13 protein-coding genes and 1 riboswitch are annotated in these 15,364 nt (G+C 72.7%); of the genes, 10 read left to right on the top strand and 3 right to left on the bottom strand.

Features of this window, described 5'->3' with window-relative positions; translation table 11 throughout:
• Nucleotides 1-3 precede the first annotated feature (3 nt).
• The 3 genes from ACN27C_RS23385 to ACN27C_RS23375 all read left to right on the top strand — a co-directional run bounded on the left by ACN27C_RS23385 (nucleotide 4) and on the right by ACN27C_RS23375 (nucleotide 5,601).
• A complete protein-coding gene (locus tag ACN27C_RS23385; protein WP_422748148.1) occupies nucleotides 4-666 on the top strand; it encodes a hypothetical protein in 663 nt (220 codons plus the stop codon).
• Between the two features lie 146 nt (nucleotides 667-812).
• Nucleotides 813-3,128: a transglycosylase domain-containing protein gene (locus ACN27C_RS23380; RefSeq protein WP_422748146.1), complete on the top strand. Its 2,316-nt coding sequence runs from the start codon at nucleotides 813-815 to the stop codon at nucleotides 3,126-3,128.
• Between the two features lie 409 nt (nucleotides 3,129-3,537).
• Nucleotides 3,538-5,601 carry a M4 family metallopeptidase gene (locus ACN27C_RS23375; protein WP_121685769.1) on the top strand — a complete coding sequence of 688 codons (2,064 nt, stop codon included), beginning with the start codon at nucleotides 3,538-3,540 and terminating at the stop codon, nucleotides 5,599-5,601.
• A gap of 110 nt (nucleotides 5,602-5,711) precedes the next feature.
• Here the strand turns inward: ACN27C_RS23375 and ACN27C_RS23370 are convergent, their stop codons facing one another.
• Both ACN27C_RS23370 and ACN27C_RS23365 read right to left on the bottom strand, forming a co-directional pair.
• On the bottom strand, nucleotides 5,712-6,161 hold the full coding sequence (locus ACN27C_RS23370; RefSeq protein ID WP_422748144.1) for a YbaB/EbfC family nucleoid-associated protein: 450 nt from the start codon (nucleotides 6,159-6,161) through the stop codon (nucleotides 5,712-5,714).
• 187 nt (nucleotides 6,162-6,348) lie between these two features.
• Nucleotides 6,349-6,999, bottom strand: coding sequence for a transglycosylase family protein (locus ACN27C_RS23365; RefSeq protein WP_120569737.1), 651 nt, complete (start codon nucleotides 6,997-6,999; stop codon nucleotides 6,349-6,351).
• Nucleotides 6,998-7,143, bottom strand: a riboswitch (cyclic di-AMP (ydaO/yuaA leader). (Overlaps the previous gene by 2 nt.)
• Nucleotides 7,144-7,314: 171 nt before the next feature.
• Between ACN27C_RS23365 and ACN27C_RS23360 the strand changes: the two genes are divergently transcribed.
• Genes ACN27C_RS23360 through ACN27C_RS23350 form a run of 3 tightly spaced genes read left to right on the top strand, consistent with a single transcriptional unit; the run spans nucleotide 7,315 to nucleotide 10,133 of the window.
• The gene (locus ACN27C_RS23360) at nucleotides 7,315-8,877 is read left to right on the top strand and encodes an LLM class flavin-dependent oxidoreductase (protein ID WP_422748141.1); all 1,563 of its coding nucleotides are present in this window, start codon (nucleotides 7,315-7,317) and stop codon (nucleotides 8,875-8,877) included.
• A 47-nt stretch (nucleotides 8,878-8,924) separates the two neighbouring features.
• A complete protein-coding gene (locus ACN27C_RS23355; RefSeq protein ID WP_358172060.1) occupies nucleotides 8,925-9,401 on the top strand; it encodes a winged helix-turn-helix transcriptional regulator in 477 nt (158 codons plus the stop codon).
• A 33-nt stretch (nucleotides 9,402-9,434) separates the two neighbouring features.
• Nucleotides 9,435-10,133, top strand: a complete 699-nt coding sequence (locus tag ACN27C_RS23350; RefSeq protein ID WP_422748139.1) for an SDR family oxidoreductase — start codon at nucleotides 9,435-9,437, stop codon at nucleotides 10,131-10,133.
• 476 nt (nucleotides 10,134-10,609) lie between these two features.
• On the opposite strand, the gene htpG is transcribed toward ACN27C_RS23350, so the two are convergent.
• The gene (gene htpG / locus ACN27C_RS23345) at nucleotides 10,610-12,499 is read right to left on the bottom strand and encodes a molecular chaperone HtpG (RefSeq protein WP_422748137.1); all 1,890 of its coding nucleotides are present in this window, start codon (nucleotides 12,497-12,499) and stop codon (nucleotides 10,610-10,612) included.
• Nucleotides 12,500-12,635: 136 nt separating this feature from the next.
• On the opposite strand from htpG, the gene ACN27C_RS23340 reads away from it, so the two are divergent.
• Genes ACN27C_RS23340 through smpB form a run of 4 tightly spaced genes read left to right on the top strand, consistent with a single transcriptional unit; the run spans nucleotide 12,636 to nucleotide 15,323 of the window.
• Nucleotides 12,636-13,364, top strand: coding sequence for a FadR/GntR family transcriptional regulator (locus ACN27C_RS23340; protein ID WP_252449086.1), 729 nt, complete (start codon nucleotides 12,636-12,638; stop codon nucleotides 13,362-13,364).
• Nucleotides 13,361-14,188: a sterol desaturase family protein gene (locus ACN27C_RS23335; protein ID WP_120569732.1), complete on the top strand. Its 828-nt coding sequence runs from the start codon at nucleotides 13,361-13,363 to the stop codon at nucleotides 14,186-14,188. Before ACN27C_RS23340 ends, ACN27C_RS23335 begins: the two co-directional genes overlap by 4 nt.
• A complete protein-coding gene (locus tag ACN27C_RS23330; RefSeq protein ID WP_422748134.1) occupies nucleotides 14,185-14,859 on the top strand; it encodes a lysoplasmalogenase in 675 nt (224 codons plus the stop codon). The genes ACN27C_RS23335 and ACN27C_RS23330 overlap by 4 nt, the downstream gene beginning before the upstream one ends.
• Nucleotides 14,832-15,323: an SsrA-binding protein SmpB gene (gene smpB / locus ACN27C_RS23325; protein WP_120569730.1), complete on the top strand. Its 492-nt coding sequence runs from the start codon at nucleotides 14,832-14,834 to the stop codon at nucleotides 15,321-15,323. The genes ACN27C_RS23330 and smpB overlap by 28 nt, the downstream gene beginning before the upstream one ends.
• Nucleotides 15,324-15,364 lie beyond the last annotated feature (41 nt).

Here is a 15,364-nt window from a genome sequence, read left to right as displayed (position 1 = left end):
TTCATGAGCACAGCCCTGCCCGTCGTCCGCGCCCGGTGGTGCGACATCGGCCGGATCGCCGATCTCGTCGCCGAGGCCCTCGCGCCCACCGCGCTGGCCGCCTGGCTCGTCCCCGACACGTCCCGCCGCCTGCCGGTCCTCGCCGCCGTGGCGCGGATCTGGACCGAACACGCGTTGCTGTTCGGCGACGCGTTCCTGCTGCCCGACGGCAGCGCCGCCACCGTCTGGTTCCACCGCTACCGCCCGATCCCCTCCCCCCACCGGTACGCCGACCGTCTCGCCGGCGCCGCCGGGCCGGACGGGGACCGGTTCCGCCGCCTCGGTGCCGAGCTGGCGGCACGCCGACCGGCCGAGCCGCACAACAATCTGGCGCTGCTGGCCGCGCCGCGGGGTGGCGCGCCGCAGGCGTTGTCCGCGGCGCAGCGCCGGATGGACACGTTGAGCCTGCCCACGTACGCGCACCCGTGCGCCGGTGCGCAGGAGGAGGAACTGCTGCGGCGGCTCGGCTACGCCGAACGGGAGACGTTCGCCGCCCCGGACGGCACGCCGGTGCGGTCGCTGTGGCGGTCGGCGCCGTTCCACGCGGGTGGCAGCGACAGGTGGCGTTCCCGCCGAGCCGCCCGCCGGGAACGCGACGACCGGGCCGCCGGGTGGGCGGCGCGCTGACCGGCTGAGCGCCGGGCCGGGGCGGACGATCGCCGCCCCGGCCCGGACCGGCGCCACACCGTCCGGGTTCGTCGGCCGGTGCGGCCGGCGCAGCTCGGTTAGCCTGCGAGCCGGGCACGACTCAGCCGAGCAGTCGGAGGTAACGCGTGCGGAACAGCGGATCCACCCCGGAACCGGGCGGCGCGGCTCAGGTGCGCCCCAGGCGCAAGCGGCGGCGTCTGCTGGTCGTCCTCGCGGTCTGCACGCTGCTGGCCGGCTGCGGGCTGGTGGCCGGCGGCTACTACTTCGACAGCGTGCCGACGCCCAGCGACCTGAAGCTGCCCGAGTCCACCACCGTCTACTACGCCGACGGGCGCACGCCGATGGCGAAGCTGGGCGCGCAGAACCGCACCATCGTGCCGTACGACCAGATGAACGACTCGGCGAAGCAGGCGATCGTGGCGGCCGAGGACCGTACCTTCTGGACGAACCAGGGCATCGACTTCAAGGGTGTGCTGCGGGCGGCCTGGGCCAACGTGAGCGGCGGACAGCGGCAGGGCGCGTCCACCCTCACCCAGCAGTACGCGCGCATCGCCGCCGACCTGCGCGGGGTCACCTACTCCCGCAAGCTGCGCGAGGCGGTGATCGCGTGGAAGCTCGACGACGCGTACTCCAAGGAGGAGATCCTCGGCTTCTACCTGAACACCGTGCCGTTCGGGCGGGGCGCGTACGGCATCGAGGCGGCCGCGCAGACGTACTTCGGCAGGACGGTGCGCCGGGACGCACCCGCCGCGCGGCAGCTCACGCCGGCCGAGGCGATGGTGCTCTGCGCGATGGTGAAGCAGCCGGAGGCGGACCCGGCCGACCCCGAGGGCTCACCCGGCTACGACCCGCGCCGCAACGCGCTGGCCCGGCAGAACTCGATCGACAGGTGGAACTACATCCGCGACGGGATGGTCAAGCTCGGCTACCTGACGCCGCAGCAGGCGGCGGATCTCGCGTACCCGGACACGGTCCGGCCGATCGACAAGGACGCGGGCCGGTCCGACCTGGACCGGCCGACCGGCCTGGTGGTCAACCACGTGCTCGCGGAGCTGCGCGAGACCGACCCGTTCCGCGGCAAGCCCGACGAGGTGATCCGCGACGGCGGCTACCGGATCGTCACCACCATCGACAAGCGCGTGCAGGACGCGGCCGAGGCGGCGGCGGACATCCGCCGCGACACCGCGCCGCAGTCGGTACGCGGCCAGCCGCGCAACTGGCAGGCGGCGCTGGTGGCGGTGGAGCCGGGCACCGGGCGGGTGCTCGGCTACTACGGCGGCGACAAGGGCTCGGGCGCGGACTACGCCGGCTGGTACTACGACGAGAACGGCGAGACCCGCGGGTTCGGCCAGCATCCGCCGGGGTCGTCGTTCAAGGTGTACGACCTGGCGGCGGCCGTGCGCGACGGGATCTCGGTGAAGCAGCGGTTCGACTCGCCGGACACCAAGGAGTTCCCCTCCTCGGGGCGCACCAGGGGGAGCGCGGCCGGGCCGATCCGCAACGCCGAGCGCGCGCCCTGCCAGCCGGACTGTGCGCTCTGGGAGGCCACAGTCGCCTCGCTGAACGTGACCTACTTCGAGCTGACCGAGAAGCTCGGCACCGACAAGGTGATCGAGATGGCCCGGCAGGCGGGCGTGGAGTCGATGTGGGAGACGGTCCGCGGCAATCCCCGGCCACAGCGCGTCGACCTGCGCAGTGATCCCGCCGACGAGGTGGCGAAGCGGTTCTCCACCGAGGTCGGGATCGGGCAGTACGGGATCACCGTGCAGGACCACGCGAACGGGATGGCGACGTTCGCGGCCGGCGGCAAGCGCGCCGACGCGCACTTCGTCCGGTCGGTGACCAAGGACGACGAGGAGGTGTGGACCGAGCAGCTGCGGACGACGGACCTGGGCCTGGACCGGGAGGCGATCGACCAGCTCGACTGGACGCTGCGCCGGGTGCGGGCCGCCGAACTGGGCAACGGCTGGGACTCCGCCGGCAAGACCGGCACGTGGCAGGCGGGGCAGAGCACCACGCAGAACGTGCACACCTGGATGGTCGGCTGGACCGGCGCGCTCGCCTCGGCCGTCTGGCTGGGCACCACCGACGGCAAGCCGCTGCGGACGAAGGGCGGCAGCTACGAGGTGTACGGCTCGACCGGCGCCGCGCCGATCTGGCGGCAGTTCATGAACCGGGCCACCGCGGCCATGAAGCTCGACCCGGGCAAGTACCGCTTCGGTGAGCCGGCGTTCCCCGGCGAGACCCCGGAGCCGACGCGGTCGGTGCCACCGCCGCCGACCACCGCCGCGCCGACGCCCTCGGAGTCGCCGAGCCCGAGCCCTTCCTCGTCGAGCCCGAGCCCGGGCCCGACCGGTCGGCCGACGTCGCGGCCGACGCTGACGCCGTCGCTTCCACCGCTGCCCACCGTGTCGCCGACGCGTACCCGCGGCCCGCGCTGACCCGGCCGGGCGGCGGATCGGCCGCCCGGCCGCGCGCACGGCGGCCTCGCGTCTATGCGCGCCATTCGCACACAGCGGCAACGTCCGCAATTTGCACGCCCGCCCATCCACAGTCGGCGATGTTCGCCCTGATCAGGGCCTATTGAAGATCATGGTTGCCTGAATCGACGCGCGCGGCGACACGCCCGACTGTCAGCCGTTGCCCAGGTCACCCATTGCTCCGGGCTCGGGCGGCGTGTGATTGTGCACCAGCGAGCCGCCGACCCCCGGCGACTCACGACGGTCGATCTGTCGACCCGGAGCCACGCCGGCAGCTCCGGTGACCGGCCGTCACCCTGCCTCGCACCACCGCGCCGCCCGTCCCCACCGGGCTCCGTGCGGCGCGCCTGTAGAACAGGAGCAAACCCCCGTGAAACTCTCACCTCGCTTCGCCGCGCTCACCGGCGCGGCCGCGGCCGGCATCCTCGCTGCCGGCACCGCCGCGGCCGTGCAGGCCGCGCCACCCGGGCCCGCCGCCCCGGACCCGGCCCAGGCCCGCGCGACCGCCGCCGACTCGGCCCGTGCCCTGGTCGCGAACCGTCCCGCCTACCTGCAGGCCGGCTCCGACGACGCGTTCGTCCAGAAGCCGGTCATCTCCTCCGAGGGCACCCAGTACGTGCCCTACGAGCGCACCTACAAGGGCCTGCCGGTGGTCGGCGGCGACTTCGTGCTCGCCACGGACGCAGCCGGCAACCTGAAGTACGCCTCGGTCGCCCAGCAGCGGCCCATCGGCGCCCTTGCCACCACGCCCGCGCTGACCCGGGACGCCGCCGCGAAGACGGCGCGCGCCCAGCTCACGACCGTGAACGCGGTCGAGGGCACCACGCTCGTGGTCTACACGCTCGGCGCCGCACCGGCGCTGGCCTGGGAGACCACGGTACGCGGCACCGGCGCGGACGGCCCCAGCCGGCTCACCGTCGACGTCGACGCCCGCACCGGCGCGGTCCTGCGCAAGCAGGAGCACGTGGTGCGCGGCACCGGCACCGGCGCCTGGAACGGGCCCAGCCCGCTGACGCTCAACACCACCCAGTCGGGCTCGACGTACACCATGAAGGACCCGACGGTCACGAACCTGAGCTGCCAGGACGCGGCGAACAACACCACGTTCAGCGGCTCCGACGACGTCTGGGGCAACGGCACCGCCACCAACAAGGAGACCGGCTGCGTGGACGCGCTGTTCTCCGCGCAGACCGAGCACAAGATGCTCGCCCAGTGGCTGGGCCGCAACGGCGCCAACGGCAACGGCGGCTACTGGCCGATCCGGGTGGGCCTCAACGACCAGAACGCCTACTACGACGGCAGCCAGGTGCAGATCGGCAAGAACACCGCCGGCCAGTGGATCAGCTCGCTGGACGTGGTGGCGCACGAGATCGGCCACGGCATCGACGACAACACCCCCGGCGGCATCTCCGGCGGCGGCACGCAGGAGTTCGTGGCTGATACGTTCGGCGCGGCCACCGAGTGGTTCGCCAACGAGCCGTCCAGCTACGACGCGCCGGACTTCCTGGTCGGCGAGAAGATCAACCTGGTCGGCTCCGGCCCGATCCGCAACATGTACAACCCGTCCGCGCTCGGCGACCCGAACTGCTACTCCAGCAGCATCCCGTCGACCGAGGTGCACGCCGCGGCCGGCCCGGGCAACCACTGGTTCTACCTGCTGGCCAACGGCAGCAGCCCGACCAACGGGCAGCCCTCCAGCTCCACCTGCAACGGCAGCAGCGTGACCGGCCTGGGCATCCAGAAGGCCATGAAGATCATGTACAACGCGATGCTGCTGAAGACGTCGTCCTCGTCCTACCTGAAGTACCGCGTGTGGACGTTGCAGGCGGCGAAGAACCTCTACCCGAGCGGCTGCACGGAGTTCAACGCGGTGAAGGCGGCGTGGACCGCGGTCAGCGTACCGGCCCAGTCGGGCGAGCCGACCTGTGCCGGCGGCACCCCGACGCCCACGCCGAGCACCACGACCACTCCGCCGTCGGGCGGCTGCTCCGGCAACAAGCTCGCCAACCCGGGCTTCGAGTCGGGCAACGTGAGCTGGAGCGCCTCGTCCGGCGTCATCACCACCGACAGCGGCCAGGCCGCACACGGCGGCTCGTACAAGGCGTGGCTGGACGGGTACGGCTCGTCGCACACCGACACGCTCAGCCAGTCGGTGACGATCCCGGCCGGATGCCGGGCGACGTTGAGCTTCTGGCTGCACGTCGACAGCGCGGAGTCGACCACCAGCACCGCGTACGACAAGCTCACCGTCAAGGCGGGCAGCACCACGCTGGCCACCTACTCCAACCTGAACAAGGCCACCGGCTACGTGCAGCGGTCCTTCGACATCTCGTCGCTCGCGGGCACCACGGCGACCATCTCGTTCAGCGGCGTGGAGGACAGCTCGTTGCAGACGTCCTTCGTCGTCGACGACACCGCGGTCACCCTGAGCTGACCGTGGCGTAGCGCGGCCGGTCGTCGTCCTCCCGGCGGCCGGCCGCCTCGTCGTGCCAGAGCCTCGTCGTGCCGGGCGTCGCGGGGTCGCGGCGCCACGCGGCCGTCGGGTCAGGCCGGGCTGCCGGCCCGGGACGGGGTGCCGCGGTCGCGGTGAATCCGCGCGGCCGCCTCGTGCATCGCGCGGCCGAACAGCTCGACCTGGTCGCCCATGGTGCCGAGCCGGGCGGCGAGCGCGTCGGCGTCGGCCCGCGCCGACGCGCTGACCTGGGCGTCCAGCTCGGACAACGCGGCGTTGGCGGCGGTGACGAGGTGTCCGCAGAGGACGTCGAGGGGCTCGCCGGCCAGCTCCGGGTCGACCGTCACGGAATCCAGCCGGCCACCCTGGACGGCGACCGCGCGGACCCGCCCGCCGGCGGCCGTGCCCTCGGCGCGGAGCAGGTCGCCCGGCTCGCCGTCGGCGTGCGCCGAGGCCCGGGAGCGCATCGCGGTGAGCGCCTGCTGCGTGCGGGTCAGCATCTCGTCGAGGCTCGCGGCCGCCGAGAACGGGTCGTTGGTCATTTCCGCGCTTTCTTCACGTCTTAGCCGAGCACCGTGACCCTAGCAACCGGCTCCGACGAATCGCGGTCACCGGCTGTCGCGGGCCGCGCCCCGGCGCCGCGAGCAGGCCGGACACCGGCGACGCGGCGTGTCGCGGACGGGTGAACGCCCGGCCGGACGGACCGGCCGGGCGTTCTCCGGACCGCTGTCAGCGCAGGCGCAGCCGCTGACCGGGGAAGATCAGGCCCGGGTCGTCGCCGACCACTGCCCGGTTGCGCTCGTGCAGGGCACGCCAGCCGCCGTCGACGCGCTGCGCCACGGCGATCTCCGACAGGGTGTCCCCGCGCCGGACCACGTACGTCCCGGCACCGCTCGCGGGCTGCGGCGCGGCCTTCGTCGCGGGCCGCTCCGGCGCGGCCTTGCGCGGGGCCGGCCGCTCCGGGGCGGCCTTGCGCGGAGTGGCCTTCGTGGTGGCCCGCTCGCCGGCCGCGGCCGACCCGGCGTTCGCCGAGCCGCCCTTCCTGCCGCAGACCGGCCACGCGCCGATGCCCTGACCGCGCAGCACCTTCTCGGCGACGGCGATCTGCTCGGAGCGGCTGGCCAGGTCGGCGCGGGCGGCGTACTTCTTGCCGCCGTAGCCGTTCCAGGTGGCGCGGGAGAACTGGAGCCCGCCGTAGTAGCCGTTGCCGGTGTTGATCTTCCAGTTGCCGCCTGACTCGCAGCGCGCGACCGCGTCCCAGTTGACGCCCGCGCTGGCCGGGGCGGCCGGGCCGAAGAGGGTCGCGGCGCCGACGGCGGCGCCGGCCAGAACCGCCCCGAGAGCGGTACGGCGGCTTCGGGCTGAGTATTCAGTTGCCATGTGGATTCCTCCACGCCGACGAGGTGAGCTGTCGGGTTCGGGCCGAGGAGCCCGGCCGCCGGTGGCGGCTTCACCCCGAGGTGACGATGCACCGTGGAACGTGTGGTTCCCCCGCTCCCGCGCGAGGTTCGGTTACCGGGGACGGCGGCGGGATTTGGCGTTTCCGGCCCGCGGTGTCCGCGTCTGCGAACGAAACCGACGCTAGGAGCGTTTTGCGACGATCGTCCACTTCTTGTGATGCTCTTCACCCGGCCGGGCTACCGGCGGCGGCGCTACGGTGGCAGGGCCAGGCAAGATCACGGGAGGACGGGACGGATGACCGATCACGGACACGAGCTGACCTTCGGCGGCTTCCTCACCCCCGCCGCCGGGCAGCCCGACCAGGTGGTGGCGCTCGCCCGGCTCTGCGAGCAGGTCGGGCTGGACCTGGTCACGTTCCAGGACCACCCGTACCAGCCGGGCTTCCTGGACACCTGGACGCTGATGTCCTACGTGGGCGCCGCCACCGAGCGCATCCGCCTGGCCGGCAACGTACTCAACCTGCCGCTGCGCCAGCCGGTGGTGCTGGCCCGCAGCATCGCCAGCCTGGACCTGCTCACCGGCGGCCGGGTCGAGCTGGGGCTCGGCGCGGGCGCGTTCTGGGACGCGATCGAGGCGACCGGCGGGCGGCGCCTGTCCCCCGGCGCCGCCGTCGAGGCCCTGGACGAGGCGATCCGGGTGATCCGCGAGGTCTGGGACACCGACCGGCGCGGCATGATCCGGGTCGACGGCGAGCACTACCGGGTGGTCGGCGCCAAGCGCGGCCCGGCGCCCGCGCACCCGGTGGGCATCTGGGTCGGCGCGTACAAGCCGCGCATGCTGCGCCTGGTCGGCCGCGCCGCGGACGGCTGGCTGCCGTCCCTGTCGTACCTGCCGAAGGGCCCCGACGAGCTGCCCGCCCTGAACGCGCTCGTCGACGAGGGCGCCCGGGCCGCCGGGCGCGACCCGGCCGCGATCCGCCGCATGCTCAACGTGACCGGCACGTTCGCCCGCTCGTCGGCCGGTTTCCTGGCCGGGCCGCCGGACCAGTGGGTGGAGGAACTGGCCGGGCTCACGCTGGAGCACGGCATCACCACGTTCATCCTCGGCAGCGACGAGCCGCGCGCGATCCAGATCTTCGGCCAGGAGGTCGCGCCCGCCGTGCGGGAGCTGGTCGCCGCCGAGCGCGCCACGCCCGGCGGCGGTGCCCGCGCGGCCGCCGAGGAGCAGGCCGCCGCCGGCGGCCCGAGCACGCTGGGTGTCACCCCCACCCCCGACCCGGGGGTACGCCTGAGCGCGCGCCGCCCCTGGGACGAGTCCACCCGCCCGAGCGCCCCGCCGCCACCGGCCGGGCACACCTACCCGGCCCGGGGACAGGCCGCCGGGCAGCACCTGGTGGACGTGCACGACCACCTGCGGCAGGAGCTGGCCCAGGTGCGCGACCTGCTGGAACAGGTCAAGCAGGGCTCGGTCACACCGGGCCGGGCGCGGGCCGCGCTGAACGAGATGACCATGCGGCAGAACAACTGGACGCTCGGGGCGTACTGCGCGGCCTACTGCACGATGGTCACCCAGCACCACGGGCTGGAGGACGCCTCGATCTTCCCGCACCTGCGCCGCTCCGAGGCCGGGCTGGCCGCCGTGCTGGACCGCTTGGAGGAGGAGCACGTGGTGATCCACGGCGTGGTGGAGAGCGTGGACCGGGCACTCGTGGAGCTGGTCCGCCGGCCCGGCGACTTCACCGGACTCCAGGAGGCGGTGGACCTGCTCACCGACACGTTGCTGTCGCACCTGTCGTACGAGGAGCACCAGATCGTCGAGCCGCTGGCCCGGCACGGTTTCTTCCCCGGCCAGCTGTGAGGTAGCTGACTTTTGGTTCCCTAAGTCAGGTGGGTACCGTCGACGCCATGACGGACCTCCTCGCCCACCGTGACTCCTGGTCCACCGCCAACTGCTCGATCGCCCGGGCGCTCGAGGTGGTCGGCAACCGCACCACGCTGCTCCTGCTGCGGGAGGCGTCGTTCGGCACCCGCCGCTTCGACGACTTCGCCCGGCGGGTCGGCGTCAGCGAGCCGGTGGCCGCCGCACGCCTCAAGCAACTCGTCGCCGACGGGCTGCTCGACCGGCGTCCCTACCGCGAGCCCGGGCAGCGCACCCGCGACGAGTACGTGCTCACTGCCAAGGGAAGCGACCTGATCCCGGTGCTCGTCGCGCTGCGGCAGTGGGGCGACGCGTACGCCGCCGACGAGGCCGGCCCGGCGGTCCGGGTTGCCCACGACGAGTGCGGCGCGCCGGTGCACGCGCGGCTGCGCTGCGACGCCGGGCACGACGTACCGCCCGGCGAGCTGGCCGTCCTGCCCGGCCCGGGCCTGCTGTCCGCCTGACCTCCCTTTTCCACCACACCTCGGAGCGAGACCATGAAGATCGCTGGAAGCACCGCCCTGGTCACCGGCGCCAACCGCGGCTTCGGCCGGCACCTGGCCGCCGAACTCGTCGCGCGCGGCGCCACCGTCTGGGCCGGCGCCCGCAACCCGGACACCGTGGAGCTGCCCGGCGTCACCCCGGTACGCCTCGACATCACCGACCCAGCATCGGTGGCCGCCGCCGCCGAGCGGGCCGGTGACGTGACGCTGCTGGTCAACAACGCCGGCGTGAGCACCGGCACCGACCTGCTCGACGGCGACCTCGCGCAGATCCGGCTGGAGCTGGAGACGCACTACCTCGGCACGCTGTCGGTGGTACGGGCGTTCGCGCCCCGGATCGCGGCCAACGGCGGCGGCACGATCCTGAACGTGCTGTCGGCGCTGTCCTGGTTCACGTTCCCCGGCGTCGGCGCGTACGGCGCGGCCAAGGCCGCCGAGTGGTCGATGACGAACGCCCTGCGCGTCGAGCTGGCCGGCCGGGGCGTCCGTGTCGCGGGCCTGCACGTGGGCTACATGGACACCGAGATGGCCGCCGCCGTCCCCGGCCCGAAGGCCGACCCGGCCGACGTCGCCCGGCTCGCCGCGGACGGCATCGAGTCCGACAGCTACGAGATCCTGGCCGACGACGTCGCCCGCCGGGTCCAGGCCGGACTGTCCGGCGGCGTGGCCGCGCTCTACCCCGCACTCCCCTGAGCCGACCCGTCTTCGCCGAGGTGGCGGCGCCACCTCGGCAAGACGGTTCCGCTGCCACAACTACCGCCACTCTGGGACACCCCAGCGTGATCAACACCAGCTCGCCGAGGTGGCCGGGTCAGAGCCCGTGGGATGCCGCCACTTCGGCGCAGTGGTGTCGATCACGCAGCTGCCACGACTACCGCCCGGGCATAGTCGATCGTCAGCCGGTGCCCCCCGCGCGGCGCTCCGCCCCATCCACCCCGACCCACACATGTGCACCTGGGCAGCCCTGCCGACACGGGCGGAAGCCCTCACCGCCCCGGTCATCCCTCCAGGTGGGATCGATCTTCCCCACCCTGGGACACCCCAGTGTGATCAACACCAGTTCGGCGAAGTGGCGGGGTCAGAGCCCGTCCGATACCACCACCTCGGCGAGCTGGAGTCGATCACGCCGGCCCGCCGGGGTGGGTCGGGCGAACCGGGTCGGGGTAGGGCTACAGCCCGCGGGCCAGGCGGTCGGCGAGGATCCGGGTGAACCGGGCCGGGTCGGCCAGCTCGCCGCCCTCGGCCAGCAACGCCATGCCGTACAGCAGCTCGGCGGTCTCGGTCAGCGCGGCGGTGTCGCCGCCCTCCCCGTGCGCCTTGCGCAGCCCGGTGACCAGCGGGTGGGCCGGGTTCAGCTCCAGGATCCGCTTGACCTGCGGCATCTCCTGGCCCATCGCCCGGTACATCTTCTCCAGCGTCGGCGTCATGTCGTGCGCGTCGCCCACCACGCAGGCCGGCGACGTGGTCAGCCGGGTGGACAGGCGCACCTCCTTGACGCTGTCGGCGAGCGCGCCGCCGAGGAACGCGAGCAGGTCGGCGTACTCCTGGCGCTCCGCCTCGGCCTTCTCCTTCTCCTCCTCGGTCTCCAGGTCGACCTGCCCCTTGGCGACCGAGCGCAGCGTCTTCCCGTCGTACGCGCCGACGCGCTCGACCCACACCTCGTCCACCGGGTCGGTGAGGATCAGCACCTCGTAGCCCTTGGCGCGGAACGCCTCCAGGTGCGGCGAGTTCTCGATGGTGGCCCGGTTCTCGCCGGTGGCGTAGTAGATCTCGGTCTGGCCGTCCTTCATCCGCTCCACGTACGCCCGCAGCGTGGTGGGCTCGGCCGGGTCGTGGGTGCTGGCGGCCCGGACCAGCTCCAGCAGCGTCTCGGTGTTGTCCGGGTCCTCCAGCAGACCCTCCTTGACCACCGCGCCGAACTCGGTCCAGAACGTGCGGTACGACTCGGCGGACATGTCCTTGAGCGTGGCGAGCACCTTCTTGACCAGCCGGCGACGCACCGCGCGGATCTGCCGGTCCTGCTGGAGGATCTCCCGGGAGATGTTCAGCGACAGGTCGTGCGCGTCCACCACGCCCTTGACGAAGCGCAGGTAGTTGGGCATCAGCGCGTCGCAGTCGTCCATGATGAACACGCGCTTGACGTAGAGCTGCACACCGCGGCGGCCCTGCGGGGAGAACAGGTCGAGCGGGGCGTGCGAGGGCAGGAACAGCAGTGCCTCGTACTCGAACGTGCCCTCGCCGCGCATGTGGACGGTTTCCAGCGGGTCGGCCCAGTCGTGCGCGACGTGCCGGTAGAACTCCTTGTACTCGGCCTCGTCGACCTCGTCCCGCGAGCGCGCCCAGAGCGCCTTCATCGAGTTGAGCGTCTGCTCCTCGCGGGTGGTGCCGTCCTCGCCGGGCTTGTCGACAGTCATCCGGATCGGCCACGAGATGAAGTCGGAGTAGCGCTTGACGATCTCGCGGATCGTCCACTCGGCGGTGTAGTCGTGCAGGTTGTCCTCGGTGTCGACCGGCTTGAGGTGCAGCGTGACCGAGGTGCCCTGGGGTGCGTCCCCGACCTCCTCGATCGAGTACGTGCCCTCGCCGGTGGACTCCCAGCGGGTGCCGCCGGACTGCCCGGCGCGGCGGGTCAGCAGCGTCACCCTGTCGGCGACCATGAACGTGGCGTAGAAACCGACTCCGAACTGGCCGATCAGCTCCTGCGAGGCGGCGGCGTCGGAGGACTCGCGCAGCTTGCGCAGCAGTTCGGCGGTGCCGGACTTGGCGATGGTGCCGATCAGGCGGACGACCTCGTCGCGGGTCATGCCGATGCCGTTGTCCCGCACGGTGAGCGTACGGGCGTCCTTGTCGACCTCGATCTCGATGTGCAGGTCGGAGGTGTCGGCCGACAGTTCCTTGTCGACGAGCGACTCCAGCCGCAGCTTGTCCAGCGCGTCGGACGCGTTCGAGATCAGTTCGCGCAGGAAGACGTCCTTGTTCGAGTAGATCGAGTGCACCATCAGCTGCAACAGCTGACGGGCCTCGGCCTGGAACTCCAACGTCTCGACCCCGTCGCTCACACCGGCTCCCTTCCCTCTGGCGGCCTACCGCGGAAAGGATACGAGGGGTGACCGGAACGGCACGCACCGGCCGCCCTCAAAATTCACTGGTACAACCAGTTGACGGGTTGATGTGTTCGGGGCCACACTGCTGCGCATGACCTTCGATCCCGCGCCCCGCGTCTCGGTCTCCGACCACGTCTTCGGCCGGCTGCGCGACGCGATCGTGTCCGGCCGGTACGCGCCGGACGAGACGCTGCCCGGCGAGCGGGAGCTGGCCGGGGCGTTCGCGGTCAACCGGCACGCGGTCCGGGAGGCGCTGCGCCGCCTGCAACAGCTCGGCCTGGTCCGGGTCAGCCAGGGCGGCGCGACCCGGGTGCTGGACTGGCGGGTCCACGCCGGGCTGGACCTGGCGCTGTCACTGGCCCGCTCCGGTGACGTACTCCCGGTCGAGACGCTGGTGCGCGACATGCTGGAGATGCGGGCCTGCGTCGGGGTCGACGCGGCCCGGCTCTGCGCCGAGCGCGCGGACCCGGCGGTCGTCGCCGCCCTGGTCCGGGCCGCCGAGGAGTACGGCGACCTGGCCCCCGACCTGGACCTGATGAACGAGGCCAACATCGCCATCTGGCGGCTGGTCGTACGCGGCAGCGGCAACACCGCCTACCAGCTCGCGTTCAACAGCCTGGTGGCCGGCACGTTCGCGGTCGGCGACGTCCCCCCGGACGCCCGCGCGGCCGAACTGCTCGACGTGGCCGGTCACCGTCGTCTCGCCGCGTCGGTCGCCTCCGGTCAGGGCGCGGCGGCGGCCCGGCACGCCCGGGCGCTGCTCACCGCGCCGGTCACCACCCCCACCACCCCCACCTCCGGAAGGGAAGCGCGCGCATGATCCCCGCCGTGCTGTACGCCGTCCCGGCGTTCCTGCTCCTGATCGTCGTGGAGGCGGTCTCCTACCGCTTCCTGCCCGACGACGACGAACGCGGCTACGAGCTGCGCGACACCACCACCAGCCTGTCGATGGGGCTGGGCAGCCAGATCATCGGCTTCCCGTGGAAGCTGCTCACCGTCGGTGCGTTCGCGGCGCTGTGGACCGTGGCGCCGGTGCACCTGTCCCCCGGCGACTGGTGGACCTGGGTGATCCTGTTCTTCGCCGACGACCTGGCCTACTACTGGTTCCACCGCTCGCACCACGAGGTACGCGTGCTCTGGGCGAGCCACGTCGTGCACCACAGCAGCGTCTACTACAACTTCTCCACCGCGTTGCGGCAGAGCTGGACGCCGATGACGTCGCTGCCGTTCTGGCTGGCGCTGGCGCTGCTCGGCATCCCGCCGTGGATGATCTTCCTCCAGCAGTCGGTCAGCCTGCTCTACCAGTTCTTCCTGCACACCGAGCGGATCAAGGTGCTGCCCCGGCCGATCGAGTGGATCTTCAACACGCCATCCCACCACCGGGTGCACCACGGCTCGAACACCGAGTACCTGGACCGCAACTACGGCGGCATCCTGATCATCTGGGACCGGCTGTTCGGCACGTTCGAGCCGGAGCGGGCCACCGCGCGCTACGGCCTCACCAAGAACATCGGCACCTACAACCCGCTGCGGGTGGCCACCCACGAGTTCGCCGCGATCTGGTCCGACGTACGCCGGGCCGAGTCCTGGCGGCACCGCCTCGGCTACCTGTTCGGCCGTCCCGGCTGGCAGCCGGCCCGATGAGGCGCTCCTGGCTGCTGCCCCTGTTCGGGCTGATCGCCGCCGTCGAACTCGTCGGGGTCGCGCTGGACTCGACCGTGCTCCAGTGGCTGGCCAAGCCGCTGCTCGCGCCGGTGCTGCTGGCGTACCTCTGGGCGCACCGGCGCCGGGTCGACGCGGTGGCGGTCGGCCTGGTCGCCGCCACCGCCGGCGACATCGCGCTGCTCCTGCCCGGAGACACCGCGTTCCTGGCCGGCATGGGCTTCTTCCTGGTGACCCAGCTCGCGTTCATCACCGCCTTCGTCCGGCACCGGCGTGCGCGGGCCGTGGCGTGGGCGGGCTACCTGGTCGCCTGGGCGGGCGCGAACGCGCTGCTGTGGGGCATGCTCGGGCCGCTGCGGCTGCCGGTGCTCGGCTACAGCCTGGCGCTGTGCCTGATGGCCGCCGCCGCGACCGGGGTGTCCGCGCGGGTCGCCGCCGGCGGGGCGTTGTTCCTCGTCTCCGACCTGCTCATCGGCGTGGGCGCGGCCGGCGTGGAGCTGCCCGGGCGGGGTCTGCTGGTGATGACCACCTACTGCGCCGCGCTGCTGCTGATCACCACCGGCTGGGTGGCCGCGACGCGCCCGGCGACCGGCCCGCAGCCGCCGCCGGCGGGTACCCTGCTGGCGTGGCCAGGGAGAACGGGCGCAAGCTGATCGCCTCGAACAAGAAGGCGCGGCACGACTACGACATCCTCAAGACGTACGAGGCGGGCATCGTGCTGGCCGGCACGGAGGTGAAGTCGCTGCGCGAAGGGCGGGTGTCGCTGGTCGACGCGTTCGCCCAGGAACGCGACGGCGAGATCATGCTGTACGGCCTGCACATCGCCGAGTACGGCTTCGGCACCTGGACCAACCACGCGCCCCGGCGCACCCGCAAACTGCTGCTGCACCGGGTGGAGATCGCCCGGATCCTGGAGAAGCTGCGCGACGGCGGCATCACGCTGGTGCCGCTGTCGATGTACTTCGCCGACGGCTGGGCCAAGGTGGAGCTGGGCCTGGCCCGGGGCCGCCGGTCGTACGACAAGCGCCAGGCGCTCGCCGAGCGGGACGCCAAGCGGGAGATCGCGCGGGAGATGGGCCGCCGGCTCAAGGGCCGGACGGCGACGCGGCGGGGCTGAGCGCGCCGTTTCTGTCCCAGGCCGGTGGCACGCTGGCCCAC

This window comes from Micromonospora sp. WMMD1219 (genome assembly GCF_049315215.1).
Classification (GTDB): Bacteria; Actinomycetota; Actinomycetes; order Mycobacteriales; family Micromonosporaceae; genus Micromonospora; species Micromonospora tulbaghiae.
Note: the sequence above shows the minus strand (reverse complement) of the source record. Positions and strands in the feature narration are given on the sequence as shown.